The following is a 26,053-nucleotide window of genomic DNA, read 5'->3' on the forward strand; positions in this document are numbered from 1 at the left end:
GCGGGCCCCGATTGGACGACGCGCGATCAGACCGTGATGTTGAGGTTCTGTCCGCGGGTCGGGGTGGTGTTGCCGCCCGACGACAGGGCCTGCTGGCTCTGCTGCGCCTGCTGGTCCTGGGCCTGGACCTGCTGACGGCGATCCTCTTCGGCCTTCTGGGCCTGCTGGTTCGCGTCGGTTCCCCGTGTCTGCTGCAGGGCCGCCGGCCCGCTGCTTAACGGTGTCGTGAAAGGCTGCTGCTGATAGCCCCCTATGCCGCTGACGCCCATGACACGCACTCCTCGCTGTCCGCACTCCCACTCAAGTAGAGTAGGCAAAAATTGCCGCGCGTTCAAGTGGGACTCGCGGCGCATCCCTCGCAAGACACGCGCAAACCGTCGATGCGCTCGCTTTGCGCGTGGACTCGCCCGAGACCGCTTCTTTTGTTTGCAGGATGTCGAAGCCGGCGGGTCAGGCCGGTTCCGGTTCCAGGAAAGCGCCCTCGCGAATCGCGAAGTCGAACCGTCCGCCGTCCAGAGCCGTCACGTCGTAGGTCAGCGACCGGTCGATGCTGTTGTCGGCGTTGAAGGTCAGCACCCGCGGCCGCAGCGTCGCCAGTTCGGTCGGCTGGCAGTACCAGGAGGCGGCGATGATGACCTCGTCCCCCGGCTGGCAGCTCCGCGCCGCCGAACCGTTGAGCACGCAACAGCGCGAGCCGCGCTCGCCATAGATCACATAGGTGCTGATCCGCGCGCCGGAATTCTTGTTCCAGATCTCCACGAACTCCAGCGGATAGATCCCGACCGCCTCGCAATGCTCCGGATCGAGGGTGATCGACCCCTGATAGTTCAGGTTGGCGTCGGTGACGCGCAGGCAGTGCAGCTTCGCTCGGACAACCTTGATCATGATTCCCTCTGGTCGGTGCGGCTGGACGGCGGCAATTGATCGACGGCTGTTGATCGGCGGCCGGGGATGTTTGTAACCGCAACTGCGAAAACAGCAAGCGTTCCGGCACCCATGGTATGACCGGCGTCATACCGCTACCTTGGGCTGAGGCTTTTGCCTTTGGTGGTATTTCCATCCCGGGTGCGATGCGGCATGTTCTGCGCCGGTTTCAAGCCCCCCGGCGTCACCCAATAATACAATCCAGGGTCCGGCTGCGCGTCTCGGACCCGGCAACCGGCATAGGCCGACAACCGAATCAGGAAGGTGTGCGCCCGCGATGGCTGCGACGGCATCCGCGACACGGTACGTGATCTTTTCCGTCTCCGGCAGGACCCTGGCCCTGCCGGCGGAGTCCGTGCGCCGATTCCTGCCGCTGCCCCGGCTCGACCGCCCGCCCGCGGCACCCGCCGTGGTCGCCGGGCTGTTCCGCTACCAGGGCCGCGCCGTCCCGGTCCTGCGGCTCGACCTGCTGTTCGGCTTCGACGCCGCGCCGCCGGAGCTGTACGCCCCGCTGTTCCTGACCGACTGGGACGGCCGTCCGCTGGCCCTGCTGGCCGACCGGGTGTTCAACATCCTGCCGATCCCCGACGCGGAGCTGACGGCGGCCGACCCCGGCCTGACCTTCAACGGCTGCGCCGTGGCGACCATCTCCCACCGTGGCCCCCACGGCGGCCCCCATGATGGCGGAACGGCCACCGTGATCGACCCGTCCCGCCTGCTGACCGAGGCCGAGGGCCGGCTGCTCGCCGCCTTCCAGACCATGGCCGACGAGCGTCTGGCCCGGCTCGGCGCCCCCGGTTCCGAGACCGGGGAGGAGGCCCGTTGAACCGCATCGACGCCATCCTGCGCGATCCCGTCTTTCCCCGGATCAAGGCCGCCGTCATCGGGGCGACCGGGCTCGCCTACTACGCCGACAAGGACGCCGCCCTGGCGGAGCGCATCAACCGCCGCCTGTCGGACAAGCCGACCCTCGGCCTCGCCGCCTATCTGGCGCAGCTCGCCGGGGAAGGGCCGACCGGGCCGGAGTATCAGGCGCTCATCAACGAACTGACCGTCGGCGAGACCTTCTTCTTCCGCTACGCCGAGCAGTTCGAGGCGCTGTGCGCCGTCGCCATCCCGGAATGCCTGCGCCGCAACCGGGAAAGCCGCCTGCTGCGCATCTGGAGCGCCGGCTGCTCGATCGGGCCGGAGGCCTACACGCTGGAAATCCTGCTGAAGCGGCATTTCGCCGACCAGCTGCGCGACTGGCAGGTCAGCATCGTCGGCACCGACCTGAACGCCAGCTTCATCGAAACGGCGCGGCGCGGCGTCTACGGGAACTGGGCGGTGCGCGGGCTGGACCCGGCGGTCCTGGCGGAATGCTTCGACCGGCAGGGTGACTTGTGGGCGGTCAAGCCGCGCTTCCGCGAATGGACGAGCTTCTCGGTCTTCAATCTCGTGGACGGGCCGCTGCCCAACTACCCGCGGGGCCTGGGCGCGCTGGACGTCGTGCTGTGCCGCAACGTCATGATCTATTTCGACGAGCCGACGCGCACCCGCCTGCTGGAAAACCTCCACCAGGTGCTGGTTCCCAACGGCTGGCTGGTGGTCGGCCACGCCGAGACGGGGCAGCAGGTCAACAGCCTGTTCACCCCCGTGCCGGTTCCCGGCGCCACGATCTACCGCAAGCCGCGCCCCGGCTGCGCGCCCGCGGCGGCACTGCCCGCCTACACGCCATCCATCGCCGTCGAGCCGTCCCCCACCGTCGAATCGAGGCCCGTAGAATCGAGGCCCGCCGAGCCAAAGGCCACGGAGCCGAAACCGGCGAGGAAACGCAGCACGGCGACGGAGTCCGTGGCGCGGCTGCGCGCCACCGCGGCGAAGCCGGCCCCGGCCCCCCTGCCCACCCCGCAGCCGCAGCCGGCGTCCCCGGCCGGCAGCCCTGCCGTGGCCGACGGCGACCGGGCGGCGGCGCTGGACGCCTGCATCGCCCTGGCCGAGCGCAACCGCCTCGACCCCGTGGTCCATTTCCGGCTGGGCCTGCTGGAGGAGGAGCTGGGCGTCGGCGACCCGATCGCCGCCTTCAAGCGGGCGCTGTATCTGGATTCAGACTTCGCGCTGGCCGACTACCATCTGGCGCTGGCCTATTGGCGGCGCGGCAAGCTGGCCCCGGCGCAGCGCCATTTCCGCAACGCCCGCGCCACCGTCGCCGCCCACGACGCGACGGAGCTGGTGGCCGAGGGCGGCGGCCTGACCGTGGCCGAGCTGCGCAGCATGATCGACCTCTGGTTCTCGGGTGAGGAGCCGTGATGGACGACCGGACCGGAACCGGAGAGGCGGCCGATGTGAAAGACGCCATCGATTGGGCCGCCGTCCGCGCGCGCCTGGCCCTTCAAGGCCGGGAGGCGGAAGCCGCCGCGACGCCGGGCGGCGCCTGGGCCGACGCGCTGCTGCTGCGCCGTGCCGAGGATCTGGCGCGCGTCCCCTCCCCCATCGAGACCGACGCCGCGGCGGAAGCGGAGGCGCCGGTCACCCTGCTGGCCGGACGGGGCGCGGACGGGTCCTACGGGCTGGACCTGCGCCACCTGTCCCGCATCGTGCCGCTGCCGCGGGTGGCCCGGGTGCCCCACGCGCCGCCGGAGCTGCTGGGGCTGATCGCCATCGACGGGCGGGTGATGCGCCTGTTTGACGTGGACCGGCTGTGCGGACGCAACGCCGTTCCCGCCGGCGGCGGCTTCGCCGTCGTGCTGCGCGGCGGCGAGCGGCCGGTGGCGCTGCGCCTGCGCACCGTGGACACGGTTATGGAGCTGGATGGAACCGACCTGAAGGCCCCGCCGGAAGCCGGAACCTTCGTCACCGCCATCACCCGGGGGCGCGTCGCCGTGCTGGACGTGCCGGCGATCCTGGAGACGCTGAGGAGCATGAAAGAAGAATGAAACTGAAGGTCAAGCACAAGCTGATGCTCAGCTTCGGGGTCGTCTGCCTGCTGACCGGGCTGCTGGCGGCGTTCCAGATGATGCGCTTCGCGGACGGCATGAAGGTCATGATGGGCATCGCCACCTACGACATCCAGGTGTCGGAGGCGGTGCGCGAGATCGAGGTGACCGAAAGCAACCTGCGCAGCTACCGCGAGGCGGCGACCCACGCCGCGGCGCTGGCCCAGATCCAGGGTGGCGTGCCGGACATCACGCAGCTGCGCCGGCGCTATCATGACGGTTCGGCGGTGATGTTCGAGCAGATCAACAAGCTCAAGCGGATCGCCGGCGAGCGGGCCGAGGAAGGCACGACCGAGGATCGCCGCCGCATCTGGGGCGAGCTGGTCGCACAGATCAACAGCTTCGACCAGCATTCGCGTCGCATGCTGGAGGAAGCCAACACGCTGATGGAGCGGGTGGCCGCCGGGACCGAACCGGAGGCGCTGGCGCGTCTGACCCGTGTGGAGGAGATGCGGGTGGCCATGGCGGGCCAGCTTGCCAGCCTGCACAGCGACATCAGCCGCCTGTCGGAGGCCGGGCGCCAGAACATCCGCAACCTCTACGACGACGCGGTGCGCTCCTCGATCCTGGCGCTGATCATCGTGGTGGCCCTGGCCGTCGCCATCGCCATCCTGATCGGCAGCTCGGTCACCAAGCGGCTCGGCACCGCCATCGGCTACGTCACCCAGGTGGGCAAGGGCGACCTGACCAAGACGGTGGTCGTGCCCGGCGACGACGAGCTGGCCGAACTGGGCACCCACCTCAACGAGATGACCGGCAACCTGCGCAGCATGGCCAGGACCACCCGCGCCACGGCCGAGAGCATGCACGCCGCGACCGCGCAGATCCGCGCCTCGACCCAGCAGCAGGCGGCCAGCGTCGCCCAGCAGCTCGCCGCTGTCGAGGAGACGACGGCGACGCTCAGCGAGATCACCGAATCCGGCGCGCAGATCAACCGCCGCGCCCAGGACGTGGCGCAGAACGCCCAGGTCGCCGCGTCCAACTCCGAGACCGGCCTGAAGGCGGTGGAGGACACCAACCAGGCGATGGACGCCATCCGCGAGCAGGCGGAGGCCGTCGCCGAGAACATCGTCATCCTGTCGGAGCGCACCCAGGCGATCGGCGAGATCATCCTGACCGTCAACGACATCGCCGAGCGCTGCCACCTGCTGGCCCTGAACGCCGCCATCGAGGCCGCCGCCGCCGGGGAGCACGGCCGCACCTTCGCCGTGGTGGCGAGCGAGATCAAGAGCCTCGCCGACCAGTCGAAGGAGGCCACCGCCCAGGTCCGTTCCAACCTCAGCGAGATCCAGCACGGCATCAACGCCTCGGTCATGCTGACGGAGGAGGCGGTGAAGCGCGTCGGCGCCGGCAAGCGCCAGACCGACGCCACCCAGTCGACCATCCGCGACCTCGCCGAGAGCGTGCAGGAGAGCGTGCTCGCCTTCCAGCAGATCGTCGCCGGCACCAACCAGCAGCAGATCGGCCTGGAGCAGGTGATCCAGGCGCTCCAGAACATCCGCGAGGCGAGCAGCCAGACCGCCGCCGGCACCCGCCAGCTCGAAGGGGCCGCCACCAACCTCAACGATCTCGGCCAGGGTCTGGTCGAGGCCGTGCGGAACTACCGCGTGTGACCATGGCGACGGCACGCGGCGGCATGGGCCGCGACGGGGGCACGGACAAGGACGAACGGAAGGTGCCGGCGGCATGAACGACATCCGCGCGCGCCTGCTCGCCGCCTTCGACCTGGAGCACAAGGAGCATCTCGCGGCCATCCGCGAGGCCCTGCGCGCGGTGGAGAAGGACCCGGCGCACCACCCCGATCTGGTGGAGATCCACCGCCGCGCCCACAGCCTGAAGGGCGCCGCCCGCGCCGTCGACCTGCCGGAGGTCGAGCGGCTGTCCCACTGGCTGGAGGCCGCCTTCATCGCCATCCAGCGCGGCACGGTGCCCTTCGACGCGGCGGCCCGCGACGTGGTGCGCCGCGCGCTGGACGCCATCGAGGACGTGGTGGCCTGGGCGACCCGCGGCGGCGGCGAGGTGGACATCGCCGAGGTGCTGGCCGAACTGACCCGCATGGGCGGCGAGGGCGGCGGCCCGGAACCGGTCCAGCGCCGTCCCTCTCCCGGCGCATCCCCCGCCGCTCCGGCCGCGGATGCCGCCCGTGATGCCGCGCCGACGGCCGCACCGCGCCGCGCCCAAACCGCCGGTCCCGCCGAAAACGCGGCGCTGGTCCGCATCCGCGCCACCGGGCTGGAGCGGCTGTTCACCGCCGCCGCCGGCCTCCTGCCGGAGATCGAGAACCAGTCCGCCCTGGTCGCCGAGCTGCGCGAACTGCGCGGCGAATGGCGCGCCCTGGAGCGGAGCTGGCACGCCATGCGGCCCCGCCTGCTCCGCGGCTCCCATGATGCCGCGGGGTCCGGCGCCACCAGCTTCGCGGGCGACGAGACGGCCCTTCGCCTGTCCTCCTTCGACCGGCGGTTCCGCGCGCTCGGCGCCTCGCTGGACGCGGCGCACCGCGCCCATGACCGGCATCTCTGGTCGCTGCGCCGCTGGGGCAGCGGATTCCAGGACGAGGTGCGGCAGCTCCGCATGCTGCCGGCGGAGTCGCAGTTCAGCAACCTCGGCCGCATGATCCGCGACATCAGCCGCGCCCAGGGCAAGGAGGTCGAGGCGGACATCCGCGGGCTGGAGACCCAGGCCGACCGGGTGGTCCTGCAACGGCTGAAGGACCCGGTGCTGCACATCGCGCGCAACGCCGTCAGCCACGGCGTCGAAACCCCGCAGGAGCGGGTGGCCGCGGGCAAGCGCGCCGCGGCCACCGTCCGCTTCGAAGCCTCGGTGGTCGGGCGCCGCCTCGTCCTGCGCATCGAGGACGACGGGCGCGGCCCGAACCGCGCGGCCATCGCCCGCCACGCCGTCGAGCGCGGCCTGCTGGGCGCCGACGAGGCGGAGGCGGCGCCGGAGGAACGGCTGCTCGACCTGATCTTCGAGCCGGGCTTCTCCACCGCCCCCACCGCGAACGAATACGCCGGGCGCGGCATGGGCCTCGCCATCGTGCGGCGGGAGGTCACCCGCCTCCAGGGCTCGGTGACGCTGGCCGCGCGCGAGGGCGGCGGGACCGTCGTCACGGTGGAGGTGCCGCTCAGCCTGCTCAGCCAGCGGCTGGTCTTCGTGGCGGTCCAGGACGACATCCTGGCGATTCCCAGCAACGACGTGGCGCGCGTGCTGCGCGTCCCGGCGGACACGCTGTTCACCGACCTCGCCGCCCCGACCATCCGGCTGGAGGAGGACGTTCCGGTGACGCCGCTGTCCGCCCTGCTCGGCTACGACGGCGCCATGCCGCAGGGCAACGGGGCGCCGCTGGCGCTCGTCATCCTGCGCACCGCCGGGCGGCGGGTCGCCCTGGTCGTGGACGCGCTGATGGCCACCCGCGACTCGGTGGTCACCCCGGCGGAGGAGGTGGGAATCGACGCCGCCCGCTTCCTCGGCACCGTGCTGATGGACGACGGATCGCCGGCCCTGGTGCTGAATCCCGCCGCCCTGTCGCCGCGCCCCGGCATGGCCCTGCCGCCGCTGGTCCGTCCGGTCGACGAGTCGGAGCGGCGGCGGCCGCACATTTTGGTTGTGGACGACTCCATCACCACGCGAACCCTGGAAAAGAGCATCCTGGAGGCCCATGGTTACCGGGTCACGCTGTGCGTGGATGGGCGCGAGGCGGTCGAGACGCTCGGCGAGCTGGAGGATGTGAACCTGATCATCAGCGACGTGGAGATGCCGAGGATGGACGGGTTCGCCCTGCTCCAGGCCGTCAAGGGCAACCCCATGACCTCCGATCTGCCGGTGATCCTGGTCACCTCGCGCGCCAGCGACGAGGACCGCGAGCGCGGGCTGGATCTCGGCGCCGACGCCTACATCGTCAAGACCCGCTTCGACCAGAACGAGCTTCTGGCCGGCATCCGGCGGCTGCTGTGACCGGCACCCGCAAGATCCGCGTCCTGGTGGTGGAGGACTCGCCGGTCGTCCAGCAGCTCCTCGCCCACGTCATCGGCGAGGACCCGCGGCTTGAGCTGGCCGGCATCGCCGCGTCGGGCGAGCAGGCGCTGCGCATGGTCGTCTCGCTGAAGCCGGACGTGGTGTCGCTGGACATCCGCCTGCCGGGGATCGACGGCTTCGCCGTGACCGAGCGGCTGATGCGCGAGCATCCCGTGCCCATCGTCGTCGTCGCCTCCGACGTGCGCGACCTGGACATCCCGATGCGGGCGCTCCAGGCCGGGGCCCTGGCCGTGGTGGAAAAGCCGGGCAGCATGGCCCGCGCCGACTATCAGACCGTCGCCCGCCATCTCTGCACCCAACTCACCATCATGAGCCAGGTCAAGGTGATCCGGCAGCGCGGGCGCCCGCGCAACGGCGACGAGGAGCCCGTCGGCACCAACGGCCGCCGCAGGGGTGCCAGCGTCCCGATGCCGCCGCCCCTGCCGCCGTCCGTGGTGAAGCGGCAGTTCCGCGCGCTGGGGATCACCGCCTCGACGGGCGGGCCGGCGGCGCTGGTGAAGCTGCTGCGCGGGCTGCCGACCAACTTCCCCCTGCCCGTCTTCGTCGTGCAGCACATCGGCGCGCCCTTCGTGGCCGGCTTCGCCTCCTGGCTGGGGTCGGTCACGCCGCTGCCGGTGGCGCTGGCCTCCGACGGGCCGCACCGGCCCGGCCACGTCTATGTCGCCCCCGGCGAGCTTCATCTGACCGCCGAGCCCGGCGGGATGCGGCTGGTCCACGGCGATCCGGTCTGCGGCCAGAGGCCGTCCGGGGACGTGCTGTTCTCCTCCCTGGCCTCGGCCTTCGGCGCCGCCGCCATCGGCGTGCTGCTGACCGGCATGGGAGAGGACGGGGCGCGCGGCCTCACCGCCATGCACCGGGCGGGTGCCTACACCATCGCGGAGCACGCCTCCACCGCGGTCATCCACAGCATGCCGGGGACCGCGGTCCGGCTGGGAGGCGTTACCGAGGAGCTGCCCATCGACAAGGTGGCGGCCCGTTTGCTGGAACTGGTTTCGACGGGAGTGGAGCCCTCATGAGTGGACCCAGGGCGCTGATCGTCATCGCTTCGCAGACACAGGGACTTCTCCTGAAGCTGATGCTGGAGGAGCAGGGCATCGAGGCGAGCTGCGTCGAAACGGTGGAGCCCGCGGTCGCGGAGCTGTCGCGCCGTCCCTTCGACCTGCTGATGGTCGAGGCCGACGGCGAGGCCGCCCGCACCCTGACGGAGCTGCGGCGGCGCTGCCCGGCCCCGGCCATGCTGCTGGGTTCGGCGGAACGGGCGGCGGAGGCCGGCGTTCCCGCCGACGTCCATTGGACGGACCCCGCCGATACCCAGGGCGTGGTGCGGCAGGCCATGGCGCTGCTCGACCGGCGCAACGCGCCGCCAACCGTGTCCGACATCCTGCAGCGGGCGCGCATCCTGGTGGTGGACGACAGCGCGACCTACCGCGAGTTCCTGCGCGCCGAGCTGGAGGAGGACGGCTGCCACGTCGTCGCCGCGCGCAACGCCGACGAGGCGGTGGCGGCGCTGGAGGACGGGGGGCTGGACTGCGTGATCCTCGACCTCGTGATGCCGGGCACCAGCGGCACCCAGCTGTGCGAGCGGTTCGACCGTTTCCGCCGGCGCCGCGGCCTGTTCTTCCAGATCGTCATCCTGACCAGCCAGGAGGGCGACGACCGCCTGACCGCCAGCCTGACCGCCGGCGCCGACGACTTCGTGGGCAAGTCGCAGCCGATGGACATCCTGAAGATCCGCCTGATGGCCCTGCTCCGCCGGAAATACATGGTGGAGGACCACCTCGCCCGCCTCTCGCCCCCAATGCCTTCCGCATAGAAGGCGTATAGGGCTTTCAGGCGCTTTCATCCCCAGTGCACCAAAGGTTAAGGTGCTACACCTTCAGCTCTAGCGGGTAGAGAGAGACCGACGTGACGCCTCGGCACAGGAACAGGACCAGCATCGACACCGCGCCAGCGGAGACGGAGTGCGTGGAGAACGCGCTGCGCGTCTGCCGCGCCGCCGCGTTGCCGGCCTTCGTTCTGACCGGGCCGTCGCACGCCGCCACCCTCTTCGCCAACGACGCGCTCTGCGCCCTCCTCGGCAAGGAGCCGGCGGCGGGCGGGCAGCCGGCCCCGGCCTGGTTCGGGCCGGTCTGGCCGGCGGTGCTGGGCGCCGTCGATCCGCTGTTCTCCGGCGACACTGGGGAGCCGGTCGGCATCGAGCTTCTTCCCGTGGGCGACGCCGACCCCGCGGCGTTCGAGGGTGTGCCGCTGACCCAGGATGGGCAGACGGTCGCCGTGCTGGCCCTGGCCACCCAGGCGGCCCCCGACGACCGGGTCGTCGCCCGCATGGAACGGGAGATGCGCGCGGAGATCGAACGGACCACCGCCGCGCGCTCCCGCTTCCTGGCCTCGGCCAGCCACGACCTGCGCCAGCCCTTCCAGGCGATGCGCCTGTTCCTCGACGCGCTGTGCAGCCAGATCAGCGACGAGAAGGCGCTGAGCACGGCCGAGATGCTGGGCAACGCCATGACAGCGGGCGAGCGGCTGCTGAACGCGCTGCTCGATATCTCCACGCTGGACGCCGGCACGGTCACGCCGGACCCGCAGACGGTCTCCCTGGACGAGCTTCTGGGCCAGCTCGTCGAGGAGTTCCGCCCGCAAAGCGAGGAGAAGGGCCTGCGCCTGCGCGCCCGCCTGTGCCCCGGGACGGTGAAGACCGACCCGGTGCTGTTCGGCCGGGTGATGCGCAACCTGCTGACCAACGCCATCCGCTACACCCGGCACGGCGGCTTGCTCCTCGCCATGCGGCGGCGCGGCAACCGCTGGCGCATCGATGTGTGGGACACCGGCTTCGGCATCCCCGAGGAGCAGCTGACCGCCATCTTCGACGAATTCCACCAGCTCCAGAACCCCAACCGCGACCCCACCCGCGGCCTCGGCCTCGGCCTCGCCATCGTGCGCCGGCTGGCCGAGCTTCTCGGTCTTCAGGTGGAGGTGCGGTCGCGCATCGGGCGCGGCACCGTCTTCTCCATCTCGCTGGAAGCCGCGAGCCCGCTGGCCGAACCGCCGTGCAGCCACGTTTCCCCGCCGCCCTCCACCGCCTCGGCGCCGCCCCTGACCGGGATGACGGTGCTGGCCGTGGACGACGAGGCGATGGTGCTGACCGGCCTGCAGATGATCCTGGAAAGCTGGGGCTGCACCGTCGCCGCCGCGGGCGACATGCGGGAGGTCTTCGCGGTGCTGGACGGCCTGCCCGACGCGCCGTCGGTCATCCTGACCGACCTGCGGCTGCCGGGAAAGGTGTCCGGCTTCGACGTGATCGACCGGGTGCGCCGCCTGTACGGGCAGGAGATTCCCGCCGTGGTGCTCAGCGGCGAGACGGCCCAGAGCGCGCTTCTGGAAGGCCAGCGCCGCGGCTGCTCCTTCCTGCACAAGCCCCTCCACCCCGGCGATCTGCGGCAGGTCCTGGAGCGGCTGCGCGGGGGCGAGGACAAGGGTGAAGATAAGGGCGAGGGGGAGTAAGCCCACCTCCTCCCGCCACGTCCGTCGCGGAGCCGCTCACACCCAACGGTCACCATGGCTGTAGACGACCAGCCGGTCGCCGCGGGCGAAGCCGGCCAGCGACACGCCGCAGCTTTCCGCCATGCGCACCGCCATGCCGGTGGGGGCGGAGATGGCGACCAGCCCGCTGATGCCCAGCCGGGCAGCCTTCTGCACCAGCTCGTAGCTGGCGCGGCTGGAGGTCAGGACGAAGCCGCCCCGCCGGTCGACGCCCGTGCGCACCAGCCAGCCGATCAGCTTGTCCAGCGCGTTGTGGCGGCCGACATCCTCGCGCACCGCCAGGATCTCTCCCGCCGCGTTCACCCAGGCAACGCCGTGGGCCGCCCCGGTGGCGCGATGCAGGGTCTGGCGTTCGGCGAAGCGGGGCAGCGCCCGCTCCACCGCGCCGACCGACAGCCGCCCGCCCGAGGGGACGGGCTGGCCGGACCGGGCGATGGCCTGGAGGCTTTCCACCCCGCAGACGCCGCAACCCGACCGCCCGGCGATGCTCCGCCGTTTGCCCTTCAGCGCCATGAAGCGCTCCATCGGGATCTCCATGCGCACCTCGATCCCGTCGCAGCCCTCGACCACCCGCAGGCTCTCCAGTTCCTCCGCGTCGGCGATGATCCCCTCCGTCAGGGAGAAGCCGAGGCCGAACTCCTCCAGGTCGTCGGGGGTCGCCAGCATCACCGCATGGACGATGCCGTTGTAGGCGATGGCGACGGGCACCTCCTCCACCACCGCGTCGTCACAGAACTGGGCGGCGTCCGGACCCAGCCGCAGGACGGTCATGCGGTGGGTGGTGGTCGGCGCGGCGACGTCGGTGGCGAGGCTCATGGTGGTGTCCTTCCTAGGAATTCCCCTCTCCCCTCCGGGGAGAGGGTCAGGGTGAGGGGGTTGCGCTTTGGCCGGATGTTCCGCCATGCGCATCCCCCTCACCGGCCCTGCGGGCCACCCTCTCCCCGGAGGGGAGGCTATAAAGCGCTCTCAAACGATCAATGCCCGGTTTCCTTGCCGGTCACCTGACGGAACCAGCGCGGATGGTGCTTGCGCGCCCAGGCGTGGGTGACCACACCCTCAACCATCGCGCGGATCGTGCCCTGCACCCACAGAGCGGCGTAGACATGGACGATGATGCTGGCGATCAGCACCAGCGCGCTGGCGGCATGGACCAGAAGCGCGATGCGGATGATCGGGATCGGGAAATAGCCCGCGAAATAGGGCCGCCACGCGATCGCCCCCGACACCAGCAGCAGGATCATGCACAGCACCATGACCCAGAACATGCCCTTCTGGCCGCCGTTGTAGCGGCCGATGTCGCCGACCTCGTTGCCCTTCATCACCTCCTTCACCGACATCATCCATTTCACATCCTCCTTGTTGATGAGGTTGTGGTGGGCGTAGCGGAAGAACTGGCGGGCGAAGGCCAGGAACATCACCACCCCGACGAAGGGATGGACGATGCGGGCGAGCTGCGGCGTGCCGAACACGCCGGTCAGCCAGAAGAAGGCCGGGTAGAAGAAGGCCAGCCCGGAGATGGCGAGCAGAACGAAGCAGACCGCCACGATCCAGTGGTTGATGCGCTCGGCGGCGCAATAGCGTTGGATCAGCTTTTCCGACGTCTTCACAGCGCGTTCTCCCGTTCCTCGTTTTTGATCCCATGGGCATGCTTGGTGCCCTGGGCGGGCGGCACCGGCGGCGTGCCGTGCTCGGCCTCATCCTCGTCGTCGGCGCGGTTCGGGCCGACCGTGATGTAATGGAAGAAGCCGAACAGGCCCGCGGCGGCGACGCCCAGCGTCGCCAGCGGCTTCAGCATGCCCTTCCACACCCCGACGACGGCGCTGATCGACGGGTTGTCCGGCAGGCCGGAGTAGAGCGTCGGCTTGTCGGCGTGGTGCAGCACGTACATGACGTGGGTGCCGCCCACCCCGGCGGGGTCGTAGAGGCCCGCCTGGTCGTAGCCGCGCGACTGGAGGTCGGTGATGCGGGTCTGGGCGACCTCGATCATGTCCTCCTTGCTGCCGAACTGGATGGCGCCGGTCGGGCAGGTCTTGACGCAGGCCGGCTCCTGCCCCACCGCGACGCGGTCGGAGCAGAGGTTGCACTTGTACGCCTTGCTGTCGGCCGGGCTGAGGCGCGGCACGTTGAACGGGCAGCCGGAGATGCAATAGCCGCAGCCGATGCAGTTCTCCTGGTGGAAGTCGACGATGCCGTTCTTGAACTGCACGATGGCGCCCGGCGACGGGCAGGCCTTCAGGCAGCCGGGGTCGGCGCAGTGCATGCAGCCGTCCTTGCGGATCAGCCACTCCAGCTTGCCCTTCTCCTCCACCTCGTTGAAGCGCATGACCGTCCAGGCCTGCGAGGACAGGTCGGTCGGGTTGTCGTAGACGCCGACGCAGGTGCCGACCTCGGCGCGCAGCTCGTTCCATTCCGAGCAGGCGACTTGGCAGGCCTTGCAGCCGATGCAGACCGTGGTGTCGATCAGCTTCGCCACCTCCTGCGGGTTGCGGGCCTGCGGGGTCGGCGTCGGGGTGGCGGACCGGCGCAGGATATCGAGGGATTGCAGTGCCATGACTTACGCCACTCCGATCTTCTCGACGTTCACGAGGAACGCCTTGTATTCCGGGGTCTGGGTGTTGCAGTCGCCGACGGCGGGCGGCAGCGTGTTGGACAGGAAGCCCTTCTTGGCCACCGTCTCCCAGCCCCAGTGCAGGGGGATGCCGATCTGGTGGACGGTGCGGCCCGCCACCTTCAGGGCCTTGATGCGCTTGGTCACCACCGCCTTGGCCTTGATGTGGCCGCGCTTGGAGGAGACCTGGACCCAGTCGCCGGCCTGGATGCCCTTCTCCGCCGCCAGCGTCTCGCCGATCTCCACGAACTGCTCCGGCTGGGCGATGGCGTTCAGCCGAACGCTCTTGGTCCAGAACTGGAAATGCTCGGTCAGGCGGTAGGTGGTGCCGACGTAGGGGAACTGGTCATGGGTGCCCAGCCGCTCGCGGTCGGCCTTGAAGATGCGCACCGCCGGGCTGCTGACCACCTTCGGGTGCAGCGGGTTGGTGCCGAGCGGGCTTTCCATCGGCTCGTAATGTTCGGGGAAGGGGCCGTCCACCAGCTTGTCGGTGCAGAACAGCCGCCCGACGCCCTCCGGGTTCATGATGAAGGGGTTCATGCCGTCGGCCGGCGGCGAGTCCACCTTGAAGTCCGGCACGTCGGCACCCGCCCAGGCGGTGCCGTTCCAGGAAATCAGGTTGCGCTTGGGGTCCCAGGGCTTGCCCGACGGGTCGCATGAGGCGCGGTTGTAGATGATGCGGCGGTTGGCCGGCCACGCCCAGGCCCAGCCCGGCGTGTTGCCCAGGCCGGCGTCGGTGTTGTCGCGCCGGGCCATCTGGTTGCCCGCCTGCGTCCAGCAGCCGGCGAAGATCCAGCAGGCGCTCATCGTCGTGCCGTCGTCGCGCAGCAGGGCGAAGTTCGGGATCTGCTCGCCCTTGCGGGCCAGGAACTTCGTCGGGTCCTTGGGGTCGGGGATGTCGGCCAGCGCGCGGCCGTTCAGCTCCTTCGCCAGTTCCTCCGGCATCGGCTCCAGCGGGTTCTTGTAGGGCCAGGAGAGGTTGAGGATCGGCTCCGGCGCGGTGCCGCCCTCCTTGGCGTAGAGGGTGCGGACGGCCATGAACAGCTCGGCCAGGATCTCTTGGTCGGTCTTCGCCTCGCCCGGCGGGTTGGCGCCCTTCCAGTGCCACTGCAGCCAGCGCGAGGAGTTGACGATGGCGCCGTCCTCCTCGGCGAAGCAGGTGGAGGGCAGGCGGAACACCTCGGTCTTGATCGACGCGGTGTCGACCTCGTTGACCTCGCCGTGGTTCTGCCAGAAGGAGGCGGTCTCCGTGGCGATCGGGTCGATCACCACCATGTATTTCAGCTTGGCGAAGTCCGCCGCCGTCTTGCGCGCGTCGGGGAAGGAGGTCAGCGGGTTGAAGCCCTGGACGATGAAGCCGTTGACCTTGCCGTTGTGCATCAGGTCCATGACCTGCAGCACGTCGTACATCTTGTCCCACTTGGGCAGCCAGTCGTAGCCCCAGTTGTTCTCCGCCGTCGCCTTGTCGCCCCAGAACCACTTCAGCAGACTGACGAAGAATTTCGGCGTGTTGGCCCAGAAATTGAGCTGGCCCGGCGCCTGCGCCTTCGGCGCGGTCTTGGCGATGTAGTCGGCGAAGGTCGGGTGCGCCTTCTCCGACGGCAGGGTCAGGTAGCCCGGCAGGTTGGTGGACAGCAGGCCGAGGTCGGACAGTCCCTGGATGTTGGAGTGGCCGCGCAGGGCGTTCACGCCGCCGCCCGGCATGCCGATGTTGCCCAGCAGGAGCTGGATCATCGCCATGGTGCGGATGTTCTGGGCGCCCACCGTGTGCTGCGTCCAGCCCAGCGCGTAGAGGATCGTGCCGACCCGGTCGCGCACCGCCGTGGAGCCGAGATGCTGGCAGACGCGCAGGAAGCCGTCCTTCGGCGTGCCGGTCAGGTCCTCGACCAGTTCCGGCGTGTAGCGCGCGTAATGGGCCTTCATCAGGTTCCACACGCAGCGCGGATGCTGGAGCGTCGGGTCGGTCTTCGCCGTGTTCCCGTCCGCCTCGACCTCGTAGTTCCAGGACGAGCGGTCGTACTGGCCCTTGGCCGCGTCGTAGCCGCTGAACAGCCCGTCCTCGAACCCGTAGCCCTCCTTCACGATGTAGGCGGCGTTGGTGTAGGCGCGGACATAGTCCCACTGGATCTTGTCGTTGGCGACCAGCCAGTTGATGACGCCGCCCAGGAACACGATGTCGGAGCCGGCGCGGATCGGCAGATACTCGTCGGCCACCGCGGCGGAGCGGTTGTAGCGCGGGTCGACGACGACGATGCGCGCGCCGCGCTTCTTCGCCTCGACCGCCCACTTGAAGCCGACCGGATGCGCTTCCGCCGGGTTGCCGCCCATGATCAGGATGAAGTCGGCGTTGGAGATGTCCACCCACGTGTTGGTCATCGCCCCGCGCCCGAAGGTGGAGGCCAGCGCCGACACCGTCGGGCCGTGGCAGACGCGGGCCTGCGCGTCGGTGCCGACGATGCCCAGCGAGCGCATGACCTTCTGCGTCAGGATGCCCGTCTCGTTGGAGGAGGCCGAGGCGGTCAGCATGGCGGTGGACAGCCAGCGGTTCACCGTCACGCCGTCGGCGGTCTTGGTGACGAAGTTGGCGTCGCGGTCGTCCTTGATGTGGCGGGCGATGCGCTCGATCGCCTCATGCCAGGAAACGCGCTTCCAGCTGTTGGACCCGGCCTCGCGGACCTCCGGATATTTCAGGCGGTTCGGGCTGTGGATGAAGTCCAGCAGGCCGGCGCCCTTCGGGCAGAGCGAGCCGCGGCTGACGGGGTGATCCGGGTCGCCCTCGATGTGGATGATCTCGGCCTTGGCGTTCTTGGCGCCGTCGCCCAGGCTGTACATCAGCAGGCCGCAGCCGACCGAGCAGTATGGGCAGGTGTTGCGGATCTCCTTGGCGCGGGCGAGGCGGAACTGGCGCACCTCGGCCAGCGCCTCGGACGGCAGGAAGCCCAGAACCCCCATGCTGGAGGCGGCGAGACCGCCCGCCGTGACCTTCAAGAACTGCCGCCGTGATACCTGCATGGGTGTGATGGGCATGAAACCTCCCTGATGTCGGCCCTGGTGTCAGGATATGCCGGCCCGGCGCTTGAGCGCCTGGAGCCGGCGGCGCCGCACCGTCCGGGGTGACCCGGCCGGAGCGGCGCATCCCCCAAAGGGCAGATTCCGTGCCAGCCGGGGCCACGGGCGGAATGCGGTGCGTTTGCTGGGGTGAACGGACGGAACGGCCATGCCCGCACCGCTCTGAGGGACATTTTGTCCAGCCGGCGATGGACAAAATGTCCCTAACGTTTGTGTGGAGGACAATCTGTCGGGGAGGCCGCAATGAAGTCCCCTCTCCCCTCCGGGGAGAGGGTCAGGGTGAGGGGGTTGCGCTTTTGCCGGACGTACCGGAAACGCGAGGCCCCCTCACCGGCCCTTCGGGCCACCCTCTCCCCGGAGGGGAGAGGGCTATTCGTCCTCCTGGCACCGTTCTTGCGCTGTGCTATCCCTTCCGACTGTTCGTGATCCGTGACCGGGAAAGCCACCATGACCGCCTCCTCCTCCGACGCCCCGATTTCCGAAGCGGCGATGTCCGAAGCGGCAATGTCCGAAGCGACGGCCGCCGCCATGGCCGCCGCCGGTCTGGTGCCGGGCCAGTCGCCGGCCCCGCTGCGCCTGCCCGGCGCGGCGATCTTCGCCCGGCGGGCGGCGCGCCTGCTCGCGCTGGCGGAGGGGCACGCCATGGGCGACTGGCTGCGCTTCGTCGCCACGCTGGCCGACGCCCAGACGGCGGTGGCCGCCACCCCCGCCACGCTGCCGCCGGAGGAGCAATGGGCCGCCGACCTGCGCGCCCTGGCCGCCCGGCTGGACAGCCTGTCCGGCGGCGCGCGCGACGCCCTGACCGCGCTCGCCGCGTCCGACACTGACACCCTGGAGGCGCTGGCCGGGCGCTGGGCCGGCGACGCGCTGGAGGACGGCGACCTCGCCGCAGCACCCTTCCTGGCCGCGGCCTTCCAGACCGCCTGGACGCGCCACGCCGCGGCGCTCGATCCGGCGTCGGTGACCACCCATGCCACCGCCACCGCCTGCCCGGTCTGCGGCGGCGCGCCGGTCGCCGGCGTGTTGCAGGTCGGCATGGAGAGCGGCGGCCTGCGCTATCTCCATTGCGGGATCTGCCACACCGCCTGGCACCATGTGCGCTCGTCCTGCGTGGCCTGCGGCGACGGCAAGGACGTGTCCCAGCGCTTCGTCGAAGGGGCGGACGGCACGGAGGCCAACGGCGCGGTGCGGGCGGAGACCTGCGACGCCTGCCACAGCTATCTGAAGCTGCTGTTCCTGGACAAGGCGCCGGGCCTCGACCCGGTGGCGGACGACCTCGCCACCCTGGCGCTCGACCTGCTGCTGGGCGAGGAGGAGTACCGCCGCATCGGCGTCAACCCGTTCCTGGCGGTCGCCGGGTAAAGGGACGCCGGGTAAAGGGGGATCAACCCCCCGCGGTGATCCGCTGGGCGGCGAAGAAGGGCGCGGTCGGCTGGTCGGAATAGACGGCCTGCCGCCGCAGCCACAGGGTGAAGCGGGTGCCGCGCCCCGGAACGCTCTCCACCGTGATCCGCCCGCCGTAGCGCTGGACGATGGCGTAGCTGATCGACAGGCCGAGCCCCGTCCCGGTCTGCTTCTTGGTGGTGAAGAAGGGGTCGAAAATGCGGGCCAGATCGCCCGCCGCGATGCCGTGCCCGGTGTCCTCGACCCCCACCAGCACCCCCTCAAAGGGCTCCGCCCCCGGCAACCGGTCGTCCGGGCCGATGTCGCGGCTGTCCAGCGTCAGGCGGCCGCCCTCCGGCATCGCCTGCATGGCGTTGACGATCAGGTTGATCAGCACCTGCTGAAGCTCGCCGCGGTTCATCTCCACCGGGCCGCCCGCCCGCGTCTCCAGCGTCACCACGACCCGCGCCCGGTTCAGGTTGTGCCGGGTCAGCACCAGACAGTCGGACAGCACGCCGTTGACGTCGGTCGGCTCGGCGTAGCCGGCGAAGTCGCCGGGCCGGGCGAACTGCAGCAGCTTGGTCACGATGGCGTGGATGCGCCGGGTCTGCTCGTCGATCAGCCGGACCTCCTGGCGCACCGGCTCGATCCCGTCGCCCAGCACCTCGCGCAGCAGGTCGAGGTTGCCCTGGATCACCGCGACCGGGTTGTTGATCTCGTGCGCCACCCCGGCGGTCAGCTCGCCGATGGCGGTCAGCTTCTCGTTCATCACCAGTTGCTGCTGGGCGCGGCGCAGCGTGGCATTCGCCTCCTCCAGCGCGGCGGTGCGCAGCGCCACCTTGCGGTCCAGCTCCTCGGCGGAGCGCTGAAGCTCCCACCGCCGCGCCGCCACGGAATCCAGCAGATGGTCGAAGGCGCGGGCCAGCCGCCCCAGCTCGTCCCGGCTGGCGGTCGGGCCGATGCGCGCGGAATCCTCGCCCCCCTCGATGCGGGCGATGACGCCGGCCATGCGTTCCAGCGGGCGGAAGATGGCCCGCGCTCCGCGCAGACCCACCAGCGTCCCCAGCCCCGACACCAGCAGGAACAGCAGGAACAGCCCGGCCAGCGCCTTGTACAGCGTGTCGCGCAGCGGCGATTCCAAGAACCCGACATAGAGCATGCCGATCCGCCGCCCGGCGGTGTCGGCCAGCGGCTGATAGCCCGACACGTAGGTGTCGTTGACCACGAAGGCGGAGCCCAGCCACGGCTCGCCGCGGTCCAGCACCTTGTCCGCCACCGCCTGCGACGCCCGCGTGCCCAGCGCCCGCTGCCCCTCGAACAGCCGGACGTTGGTGGCGATGCGGGTGTCGCCGAGGAACAGCGTGGCGGTGCCCTGGCTGCCCAGCGGCAGCGAGGCGTCCTGATAGACGATGGTGTTCAGCCGGTCGACGATGCCCTGGTTGCCGTTCAGCAGCACCCCGCCTTCCAGCACCCCGAGCAGACGGCCGTCCGGCCCGTCGAAGGGAATGGCGACCTGAATCACCAGCCCGCGGTCCTCGGCCCCATGATTTTCGACATTGCGCGGATCGGGCCGGGCGGCGCGGGTCGGCACCAGCGGCGTGTGGGCGGCCCGGCGCAGCGCCGGGTTCAGCGCCTCCAGCTCCGCCGGGGCGAAGACCTCCAGCCCGTGCTGCGCGTAGCCGTGCAGCGCCTCGCGCACCACCGACCAGCCACTGCGGTCCGCCGGCACGGCGAACGACCCGCCCGCCCGCACCATGCCTCCGGCGTCGAGCAGCAGCAGATAGTCCAGCCCGTGCTCCTCCGCCTCCTCCTCCAGCAGCCGGCGCAGGTCGGCGGGCGTGCCGCGCTCCAGAATCAGGGCCAACCGATGGGAGGTCGCCACCCCCTCCAGCCCGTTGCGCAGCGACATCTGCACCCGGTCGAAGAACTGCCGCGCCGTGCCCAGGTCGGAGCTGACCTTGTTGACCAGAAGCTGGTCGTAGCCCTGCGTCCCCCAGGCCCAGACGATCATCAGCAGAACCGGCGCGCCGACCAGCAGCGGCGCCAGCACCAGCGCCAGCAGCTTGAGCCGCACCGACTCCGCGTAGGCCGCCGCCAGCCGCTTCAGCATGTTGGGCCGGGACGGGTTGGGGCGAGGCGCCGAGGATGGCGCCGGAGATGGAGGCGTCACACCCCCCATTCCACGCATTTCCGGTCCAGCGTCTTGCGCGACACGCCCAGCAGATCGGCGGCGCGCGTCTTGCTGCCGTCACAGCGCGCCAGCACGGTCAGGATGTGGCGCTTCTCCACCTCGGCCAGCGGCAGCACGTCGCTGTCGCCGTCCATGCGGACGTGGCGGACCGGACAGGGGGCGCAGGGCGGGTTGCCGGCCACCGCGGCGGCGCACAGGCTGGGGTCCGCGGCCAGGCCGGCCTCCACCGCCGCGGCGTTGGCGGTGTCCAGATCGTCGAGCGGGAATTCGCCGAGCAGCAGCGACCGCTCCACGAAGTTGCGCAGCTCGCGCACGTTGCCGGGCCAGGAATGGCACATCAGCGCCCGCGTCACCTCCGGCGTCAGGGTCAGCGGCGGCACGGCCAGCCGCACCGGCAGGAAGCGCATGAACAGCGCGGCCAGCTCCGGCACGTCCACCGCGCGCTGGCGCAGCGGCGGAATGGTCAGTGTCATCACCTCCAGCCGGTAGAACAGGTCCGGGCGGAAGCGCCCCGCCGCGGCCTCCGCCTTCAGGTCGCGGTTGGTGGCGGTGACCACGCGGACGTCCACCGGCACCTCCTGTTCGCTGCCGACCGGGCGGATGCGCCGCTCCTCCAGAACGCGCAGCAGCTTGGATTGCAGGGTCAGCGACAGCTCGCCGATCTCGTCCAGGAACAGCGTGCCGCCGTGGGCGTAGTAGAACAGCCCCTTGCGCGCGTCCTTGGCCCCGGTGAAGGCGCCGCGGGCGTGGCCGAACAGCTCCGCCTCGATCAGGTCGGCGGAGATCGCCGCGCAATTCACCGCCACGAAGGGCCGGTCGGCGCGCGGCGACAGGTCGTGCAGCGCGCGGGCGACCAGCTCCTTGCCCACGCCGGACTCGCCCTGGATCAGCACGGTGGACGGGGTCGGCGCCACCCGCTGCACCAGCGAGCGCAACCGCATCATGGCGTCCGACCGCCCGACAATCTCATCGCGCCCGTTGTCCTTCTTCGACAGCTGCCGACGCAGAACATAGTTCTCGCGGGTCAGCCGGGTGCGCTCGACGCAGCGGTCGATGGAGTTCAGGATCTGCTCGACCCGGAAGGGCTTCAGCACGAAATCCGCGGCACCGGAGCGCAGGGCGTCGATGGCCGTGTCCATGTCGGCGAAGGCGGTGACCAGGATCACCTCGCCGGCGTAGCCGCCGGCCATCAGCTCCTTCAGCCAGTCCAGCCCCGAGCGGCCCGGCAGGGCGACGTCGAGGATGATGACCTCGGCGTGGATGCGCTCCAGCGTCCGGGCGCCCTCCTCGGCGCTGCCCGCCACCTCGACCCGCCAGCCGCGCCGCTCCAGCGCGCGCGACAGAAAGCTGCAAATCCCCTCCTCATCGTCCACCACGAGGATGGAGGGCTTCGCCTGATCCTCCATTCGGCCCCCTTCCGGCGCGCTGCGGTCGGACGGGGTGGAGACAGGCGCGGTCATGGTCATCACTGTGCACTCGGCGGCGGAAAGCCCCACAGTCTAAGGGAGCATAGCCAAGCCGGGCCAGTGATTTCCGAAATCCGGAATAGTCCCAGCGTCCCGCTTGGACAACCGCGCCGCGCCATGCGACGCTCTCCCGCTCATCGCACAGACCGGGAGCCGACCGTGACGGACACCAGCGGATCATTTGTCCATGCCGGACCGCGCATCGCCGACACCGGCATCAGTGATGCCGAGTGGCAAGCCCGGATCGATCTCGCCGCCGCCTACCGCCTGGTCGCCGAGCGCGGCTGGGACGACCTGATCTACACCCACATCTCGCTGGCCGTGCCGGGGGAGCCGGGGCGCTTCCTCATCAACCCCTTCGGCCTGACCTTCGGCGAGGTGACCGCCTCCAACCTCGTGAAGATCGATATCCACGGCGCCATCATCGGCGACAGCCCCCACCCGGTGAATACCACCGGCTTCGTCATCCATGGCGCCGTCCATGCGGCGCGCGAGGACGCGCGCTGCGTCATGCACCTTCACAACGAGGCGGCGGTGGCGGTGTCGATGCTGAAGGACGGGCTCCTCCCGCTGTCCCAGCACGCCCTGCGCTTTTACCGCGACCTCGCCTATCACCGGTACGAGGGGCTGGCCCTGACCGACAGCGAGAAGGTCCGCCTCGTCGCCAATCTCGGCACCCGCCGGGCGATGCTCCTCCACAACCACGGCAGTCTGGTGACCGGGCGCACGGTGGCGGAGGCCTTCTGCCTGATGGACATGCTGGACAAGGCGTGCCGGATGCAACTCGCCGCGCAGGCCACTGGCGCGGAACTGGTGTCGCCGCCGCCGGAGCTGTGCGACAAGACCTACCGGCAACTCACCGCCGATCCGGAGCCGGAAGGCGAACTGGAATGGCCGGCGCTGCTGCGACGCCTGGACCGGCGCTGCCCGGACTACAGGAACTGAGCTTTCCGGACCGCGGTCCGCAACAGAGGGGATGGAACGACTATGCCGCTGATCAACGTTCAGCTTTTCGAAGGCCGCACGCTGGAGCAGAAGCGCGCCTACGCCAAGGCGCTCACCGACGCCTCGGTCGCGGTGCTCGGCTGCAGCCCGGAGGCGGTCGATGTCATCTTCCACGACGTGAAGAAGAGCGATTGGGCCAGCGGCGGCAAGCTGTGGTCCGACCCCGAGTGACATTCGCTTCCCGGACGCCCATGGGAAGCATTGCTCACCCCATGGGCATCCGGACAAAAAACAGGCAGACCAATCCCTGGCCTGCGTTCAAACCGCACCCACCGTCTTGCCCGTGAGACGGTAAACCGCGGTGGCGACCGCCCGGTCCTCGCTGTCGCCGACCTCCATGCGCCGGTCGATGTAGTTGCCGAGAAACTCGACCAGCGCGTCGCGGGTGACCGACTGCACCCACTGGCCATGCCGGCCATAGGCTTGCAGCGTCCAGAATTCCGAGGCCATCAGCGCCGAGCGGACGGATTTGGACGAGCCGTCCCAATGCGACCACAGAAAGTCGATGGCACTCTGAGCGACCGTAATCACCAAACCGGCATTGATTCCGCGTGACGCCATCGTAGTCTCCCTCTCAGCTTGCCGAGCGGACGCTCGTGAACGGAACTCGTTCAGCAAAAGCAGTGCCAGGGAGACCGAAACAAAAAGCCGTACCTCGTTCGGATGCGATTCGCCGGAAATCCAGACCAGACACGGGAGGAGTGGCCATGAACGCGCAAGAAGAGCAACGGGCGCGCGACGCGCTGAAATGCATCGACCGCGATCTCGACGCGCTCGACATCCAGATCGCCGCCTTGCAGGCGCGGCAACGATCCGGGACCTCCCTCGACCAATACATCCGCGTCCGTGACGCCCTGCTGACGGAGGCTCAGACGATCCTGACCCAGCTCGATCGCCGCCCCGGCAACCAGTCCCCTCCCCCGCCGGTGGCGGGGGAGGGCTAGAAAGGGGCCCCGCGTCAACACTTCGGGCACAACGAAAAGCCGGCGCTTCCCCCAGGGGAAAGCGCCGGCTTGGTCGTTCATGAAGCCGATTGTCAAGTGTGCCTGAAGCCTTCTGCGTCCACGTCCTTGGATGGTTTGGCGTGTGCCGTGGTGACCTGGCGGCGACCTACTCTCCCACGTCTTAAGACGCAGTACCATCGGCGCTGAGGCGTTTCACGGCCGAGTTCGGAATGGGATCGGGTGTTGGGAGCCTCGCCATGACCACCAGGTCACCAAGGCACACGCGAACGATCCGGACGGGACGGCAGAGGTTTCGTTGAGCGAGGACGTTTGCTCTTGTTCTTTGCGGTGTTGGCTCGTGCGCCCAGGGCTTGCCGCTGCGCGCGGGCCGCCTGCTGGGAAGGATCAAGCCGATCGAGCGATTAGTAAGGCTCAGCTTCAGGCGTTGCCGCCCGTCCACATGCCTCCTATCGACGTGATGGTCTGTCACGGCTCTCAAGGGAGTTCTGGTTTAGAGGTGGGTTTCCCGCTTAGATGCTTTCAGCGGTTATCCCGTCCATACTTAGCTACCCGGCCATGCCACTGGCGTGACAACCGGTGCACCAGAGGTATGTCCATCCCGGTCCTCTCGTACTAGGGACAGATCCTCGCAAAACTCCGACACCCACGGCAGATAGGGACCGAACTGTCTCACGACGTTCTAAACCCAGCTCACGTACCACTTTAATCGGCGAACAGCCGAACCCTTGGGACCTGCTCCAGCCCCAGGATGTGATGAGCCGACATCGAGGTGCCAAACGACTCCGTCGATATGGACTCTTGGGAGTCATCAGCCTGTTATCCCCGGCGTACCTTTTATCCGTTGAGCGATGGCCCGTCCACATGGAACCACCGGATCACTATGGCCGACTTTCGTCTCTGCTCGACTTGTCTGTCTTGCAGTCAGGCGGGCTTATGCCATTGCACTCGTCGAGCGATTTCCGACCGCTCTGAGCCCACCATCGCGCGCCTCCGTTACACTTTGGGAGGCGACCGCCCCAGTCAAACTACCCGCCATGCAGGGTCCCGGCTCCGGATGAACGGAGCGCGGTTAGATGCCAGAGACCTCAAGGGTGGTATTTCAAGGATGGCTCCACCCGAGCTGGCGCCCGGGCTTCCTAGCCTCCCACCTATCCTACACATGAGATCCCTAGCACCACTGCAAAGCTGTAGTAAAGGTGCACGGGGTCTTTCCGTCTGACCGCGGGTACTCCGCATCTTCACGGAGAGTTCAATTTCGCTGAGTTGGTGTTGGAGACAGCGGGGAAGTCGTTACGCCATTCGTGCAGGTCGGAACTTACCCGACAAGGAATTTCGCTACCTTAGGACCGTTATAGTTACGGCCGCCGTTTACCGGGGCTTCAATTCGGAGCGTGAACCCCTCCTCTTAACCTTCCGGCACCGGGCAGGCGTCAGACCCTATACGTCGCCTTGTACGGCTTCGCAGAGCCCTGTGTTTTTAGTAAACAGTCGCCACCCCCTGGTCTGTGCCCCCCGCCATGGCTTGCGCCACAACGGGGCCCTCTTCTTCCGAAGTTACGAGGGCAATTTGCCGAGTTCCTTCAACACCATTCTCTCAAGCGCCTGGGTATACTCTACCAGTCCACCTGTGTCGGTTTGGGGTACGGTCTGATGCGGGGGCTGTTTCCTGGAACGGGTCCCCAGCCGGGCCAATCCGATAAGGCCCGACACGCTTTCCCATTCGTCACACACCCGCTGGCCCACGAATATTAACGTGGTTCCCATCGACTACGCCTTTCGGCCTCGCCTTAGGGGCCGGCTCACCCTGCGTGGATTAACCTTGCGCAGGAACCCTTGGACTTTCGGCGACAGTGTTTCTCACACTGTTTGTCGCTACTCATGTCAGCATTCTC

21 protein-coding genes and 2 rRNA genes (1 of these 23 only partly in view) are annotated in these 26,053 nt (G+C 69.4%); 12 read left to right on the top strand and 11 right to left on the bottom strand.

Going from position 1 to position 26,053, the window contains the following annotated elements:
• Positions 1-26 precede the first annotated feature (26 nt).
• Together Sp245p_RS19655 and panD are read right to left on the bottom strand one after the other, a co-directional pair.
• Positions 27-269, bottom strand: coding sequence for a hypothetical protein (locus Sp245p_RS19655; RefSeq protein ID WP_035677748.1), 243 nt, complete (start codon positions 267-269; stop codon positions 27-29).
• A 181-nt stretch (positions 270-450) separates the two neighbouring features.
• Positions 451-885 carry an aspartate 1-decarboxylase gene (panD, locus tag Sp245p_RS19660; RefSeq protein ID WP_014197945.1) on the bottom strand — a complete coding sequence of 145 codons (435 nt, stop codon included), beginning with the start codon at positions 883-885 and terminating at the stop codon, positions 451-453.
• 346 nt (positions 886-1,231) lie between these two features.
• On the opposite strand from panD, the gene Sp245p_RS19665 reads away from it, so the two are divergent.
• The 8 genes from Sp245p_RS19665 (at position 1,232) to Sp245p_RS19700 (ending at position 11,435) form a co-directional block, all read left to right on the top strand.
• On the top strand, positions 1,232-1,750 hold the full coding sequence (locus tag Sp245p_RS19665) for a chemotaxis protein CheW (protein WP_246119797.1): 519 nt from the start codon (positions 1,232-1,234) through the stop codon (positions 1,748-1,750).
• Entirely contained in the window at positions 1,747-3,213 is a 1,467-nt protein-coding gene (locus Sp245p_RS19670; protein WP_014197947.1) for a CheR family methyltransferase, read from the top strand. The genes Sp245p_RS19665 and Sp245p_RS19670 overlap by 4 nt, the downstream gene beginning before the upstream one ends.
• Positions 3,213-3,839, top strand: a complete 627-nt coding sequence (locus Sp245p_RS19675; RefSeq protein WP_109138783.1) for a chemotaxis protein CheW — start codon at positions 3,213-3,215, stop codon at positions 3,837-3,839. The genes Sp245p_RS19670 and Sp245p_RS19675 overlap by 1 nt, the downstream gene beginning before the upstream one ends.
• Entirely contained in the window at positions 3,836-5,512 is a 1,677-nt protein-coding gene (locus Sp245p_RS19680; protein WP_109138784.1) for a methyl-accepting chemotaxis protein, read from the top strand. Before Sp245p_RS19675 ends, Sp245p_RS19680 begins: the two co-directional genes overlap by 4 nt.
• A 73-nt stretch (positions 5,513-5,585) precedes the next feature.
• Positions 5,586-7,853, top strand: a complete 2,268-nt coding sequence (locus Sp245p_RS19685) for a hybrid sensor histidine kinase/response regulator (protein WP_109138785.1) — start codon at positions 5,586-5,588, stop codon at positions 7,851-7,853.
• Complete coding sequence (locus Sp245p_RS19690) at positions 7,850-8,950, top strand: chemotaxis protein CheB (RefSeq protein ID WP_014197951.1); 1,101 nt, start codon at positions 7,850-7,852, stop codon at positions 8,948-8,950. Before Sp245p_RS19685 ends, Sp245p_RS19690 begins: the two co-directional genes overlap by 4 nt.
• Positions 8,947-9,747, top strand: a complete 801-nt coding sequence (locus tag Sp245p_RS19695) for a response regulator (RefSeq protein WP_109138786.1) — start codon at positions 8,947-8,949, stop codon at positions 9,745-9,747. Before Sp245p_RS19690 ends, Sp245p_RS19695 begins: the two co-directional genes overlap by 4 nt.
• Positions 9,748-9,899: 152 nt before the next feature.
• Positions 9,900-11,435: a hybrid sensor histidine kinase/response regulator gene (locus Sp245p_RS19700; RefSeq protein WP_244439425.1), complete on the top strand. Its 1,536-nt coding sequence runs from the start codon at positions 9,900-9,902 to the stop codon at positions 11,433-11,435.
• Between the two features lie 36 nt (positions 11,436-11,471).
• Here the strand turns inward: Sp245p_RS19700 and fdhD are convergent, their stop codons facing one another.
• From fdhD to fdnG, 4 genes are all read right to left on the bottom strand, one after another.
• Complete coding sequence (gene fdhD, locus Sp245p_RS19705; protein WP_014197955.1) at positions 11,472-12,290, bottom strand: formate dehydrogenase accessory sulfurtransferase FdhD; 819 nt, start codon at positions 12,288-12,290, stop codon at positions 11,472-11,474.
• A 158-nt stretch (positions 12,291-12,448) separates the two neighbouring features.
• A complete protein-coding gene (locus Sp245p_RS19710) occupies positions 12,449-13,081 on the bottom strand; it encodes a formate dehydrogenase subunit gamma (RefSeq protein ID WP_014197956.1) in 633 nt (210 codons plus the stop codon).
• The gene (gene fdxH / locus Sp245p_RS19715; protein ID WP_014197957.1) at positions 13,078-14,025 is read right to left on the bottom strand and encodes a formate dehydrogenase subunit beta; all 948 of its coding nucleotides are present in this window, start codon (positions 14,023-14,025) and stop codon (positions 13,078-13,080) included. The genes Sp245p_RS19710 and fdxH overlap by 4 nt, the downstream gene beginning before the upstream one ends.
• Before the next feature lie 3 nt (positions 14,026-14,028).
• The gene (gene fdnG, locus Sp245p_RS19720; RefSeq protein WP_082188232.1) at positions 14,029-17,094 is read right to left on the bottom strand and encodes a formate dehydrogenase-N subunit alpha; all 3,066 of its coding nucleotides are present in this window, start codon (positions 17,092-17,094) and stop codon (positions 14,029-14,031) included.
• Positions 17,095-17,598: 504 nt separating this feature from the next.
• On the opposite strand from fdnG, the gene fdhE reads away from it, so the two are divergent.
• Positions 17,599-18,513, top strand: a complete 915-nt coding sequence (fdhE, locus tag Sp245p_RS19730; protein ID WP_014197959.1) for a formate dehydrogenase accessory protein FdhE — start codon at positions 17,599-17,601, stop codon at positions 18,511-18,513.
• 22 nt (positions 18,514-18,535) lie between these two features.
• Here the strand turns inward: fdhE and Sp245p_RS19735 are convergent, their stop codons facing one another.
• Both Sp245p_RS19735 and Sp245p_RS19740 read right to left on the bottom strand, forming a co-directional pair.
• Complete coding sequence (locus Sp245p_RS19735) at positions 18,536-20,644, bottom strand: cache domain-containing protein (protein WP_014197960.1); 2,109 nt, start codon at positions 20,642-20,644, stop codon at positions 18,536-18,538.
• A gap of 56 nt (positions 20,645-20,700) precedes the next feature.
• Positions 20,701-22,191, bottom strand: a complete 1,491-nt coding sequence (locus Sp245p_RS19740; RefSeq protein WP_014197961.1) for a sigma-54-dependent transcriptional regulator — start codon at positions 22,189-22,191, stop codon at positions 20,701-20,703.
• A 117-nt stretch (positions 22,192-22,308) separates the two neighbouring features.
• Here Sp245p_RS19740 and Sp245p_RS19745 point away from each other — a divergent pair, with 117 nt between their 5' ends.
• Together Sp245p_RS19745 and Sp245p_RS19750 are read left to right on the top strand one after the other, a co-directional pair.
• On the top strand, positions 22,309-23,136 hold the full coding sequence (locus tag Sp245p_RS19745; RefSeq protein ID WP_082188233.1) for a class II aldolase/adducin family protein: 828 nt from the start codon (positions 22,309-22,311) through the stop codon (positions 23,134-23,136).
• A 42-nt stretch (positions 23,137-23,178) separates the two neighbouring features.
• On the top strand, positions 23,179-23,367 hold the full coding sequence (locus Sp245p_RS19750) for a 4-oxalocrotonate tautomerase (RefSeq protein WP_014197963.1): 189 nt from the start codon (positions 23,179-23,181) through the stop codon (positions 23,365-23,367).
• Positions 23,368-23,454: 87 nt separating this feature from the next.
• Here the strand turns inward: Sp245p_RS19750 and Sp245p_RS19755 are convergent, their stop codons facing one another.
• Positions 23,455-23,757 carry a hypothetical protein gene (locus Sp245p_RS19755; protein ID WP_014197964.1) on the bottom strand — a complete coding sequence of 101 codons (303 nt, stop codon included), beginning with the start codon at positions 23,755-23,757 and terminating at the stop codon, positions 23,455-23,457.
• A 146-nt stretch (positions 23,758-23,903) separates the two neighbouring features.
• On the opposite strand from Sp245p_RS19755, the gene Sp245p_RS19760 reads away from it, so the two are divergent.
• Positions 23,904-24,140 carry a hypothetical protein gene (locus Sp245p_RS19760; protein WP_014197965.1) on the top strand — a complete coding sequence of 79 codons (237 nt, stop codon included), beginning with the start codon at positions 23,904-23,906 and terminating at the stop codon, positions 24,138-24,140.
• Between the two features lie 153 nt (positions 24,141-24,293).
• Here Sp245p_RS19760 and rrf read toward each other — a convergent pair.
• Together rrf and Sp245p_RS19770 are read right to left on the bottom strand one after the other, a co-directional pair.
• Positions 24,294-24,409: ribosomal RNA gene (gene rrf, locus Sp245p_RS19765) — 5S ribosomal RNA — on the bottom strand.
• 132 nt (positions 24,410-24,541) lie between these two features.
• Positions 24,542-26,053 (bottom strand): 23S ribosomal RNA (locus Sp245p_RS19770); it runs 1,236 nt beyond the window's last position.

Origin of the sequence: Azospirillum baldaniorum, assembly GCF_003119195.2 — a bacterium.
Classification (GTDB): domain Bacteria; phylum Pseudomonadota; class Alphaproteobacteria; order Azospirillales; family Azospirillaceae; genus Azospirillum; species Azospirillum baldaniorum.

Coding starts and splice junctions, on each gene's coding strand:
- Sp245p_RS19655 (WP_035677748.1), bottom strand. CDS start 269: ATGGGCGTCAGCGGCATAGGGGGCTATCAGCAGCAGCCTTTCACGACA.
- panD (WP_014197945.1), bottom strand. CDS start 885: ATGATCAAGGTTGTCCGAGCGAAGCTGCACTGCCTGCGCGTCACCGAC.
- Sp245p_RS19675 (WP_109138783.1), top strand. CDS start 3,213: ATGGACGACCGGACCGGAACCGGAGAGGCGGCCGATGTGAAAGACGCC.
- Sp245p_RS19680 (WP_109138784.1), top strand. CDS start 3,836: ATGAAACTGAAGGTCAAGCACAAGCTGATGCTCAGCTTCGGGGTCGTC.
- Sp245p_RS19685 (WP_109138785.1), top strand. CDS start 5,586: ATGAACGACATCCGCGCGCGCCTGCTCGCCGCCTTCGACCTGGAGCAC.
- Sp245p_RS19695 (WP_109138786.1), top strand. CDS start 8,947: ATGAGTGGACCCAGGGCGCTGATCGTCATCGCTTCGCAGACACAGGGA.
- fdhD (WP_014197955.1), bottom strand. CDS start 12,290: ATGAGCCTCGCCACCGACGTCGCCGCGCCGACCACCACCCACCGCATG.
- fdxH (WP_014197957.1), bottom strand. CDS start 14,025: ATGGCACTGCAATCCCTCGATATCCTGCGCCGGTCCGCCACCCCGACG.
- fdnG (WP_082188232.1), bottom strand. CDS start 17,094: ATGCAGGTATCACGGCGGCAGTTCTTGAAGGTCACGGCGGGCGGTCTC.
- fdhE (WP_014197959.1), top strand. CDS start 17,599: ATGACCGCCTCCTCCTCCGACGCCCCGATTTCCGAAGCGGCGATGTCC.
- Sp245p_RS19735 (WP_014197960.1), bottom strand. CDS start 20,644: ATGCTGAAGCGGCTGGCGGCGGCCTACGCGGAGTCGGTGCGGCTCAAG.
- Sp245p_RS19740 (WP_014197961.1), bottom strand. CDS start 22,191: ATGACCATGACCGCGCCTGTCTCCACCCCGTCCGACCGCAGCGCGCCG.
- Sp245p_RS19745 (WP_082188233.1), top strand. CDS start 22,309: ATGCGACGCTCTCCCGCTCATCGCACAGACCGGGAGCCGACCGTGACG.
- Sp245p_RS19750 (WP_014197963.1), top strand. CDS start 23,179: ATGCCGCTGATCAACGTTCAGCTTTTCGAAGGCCGCACGCTGGAGCAG.
- Sp245p_RS19755 (WP_014197964.1), bottom strand. CDS start 23,757: ATGGCGTCACGCGGAATCAATGCCGGTTTGGTGATTACGGTCGCTCAG.
- Sp245p_RS19760 (WP_014197965.1), top strand. CDS start 23,904: ATGAACGCGCAAGAAGAGCAACGGGCGCGCGACGCGCTGAAATGCATC.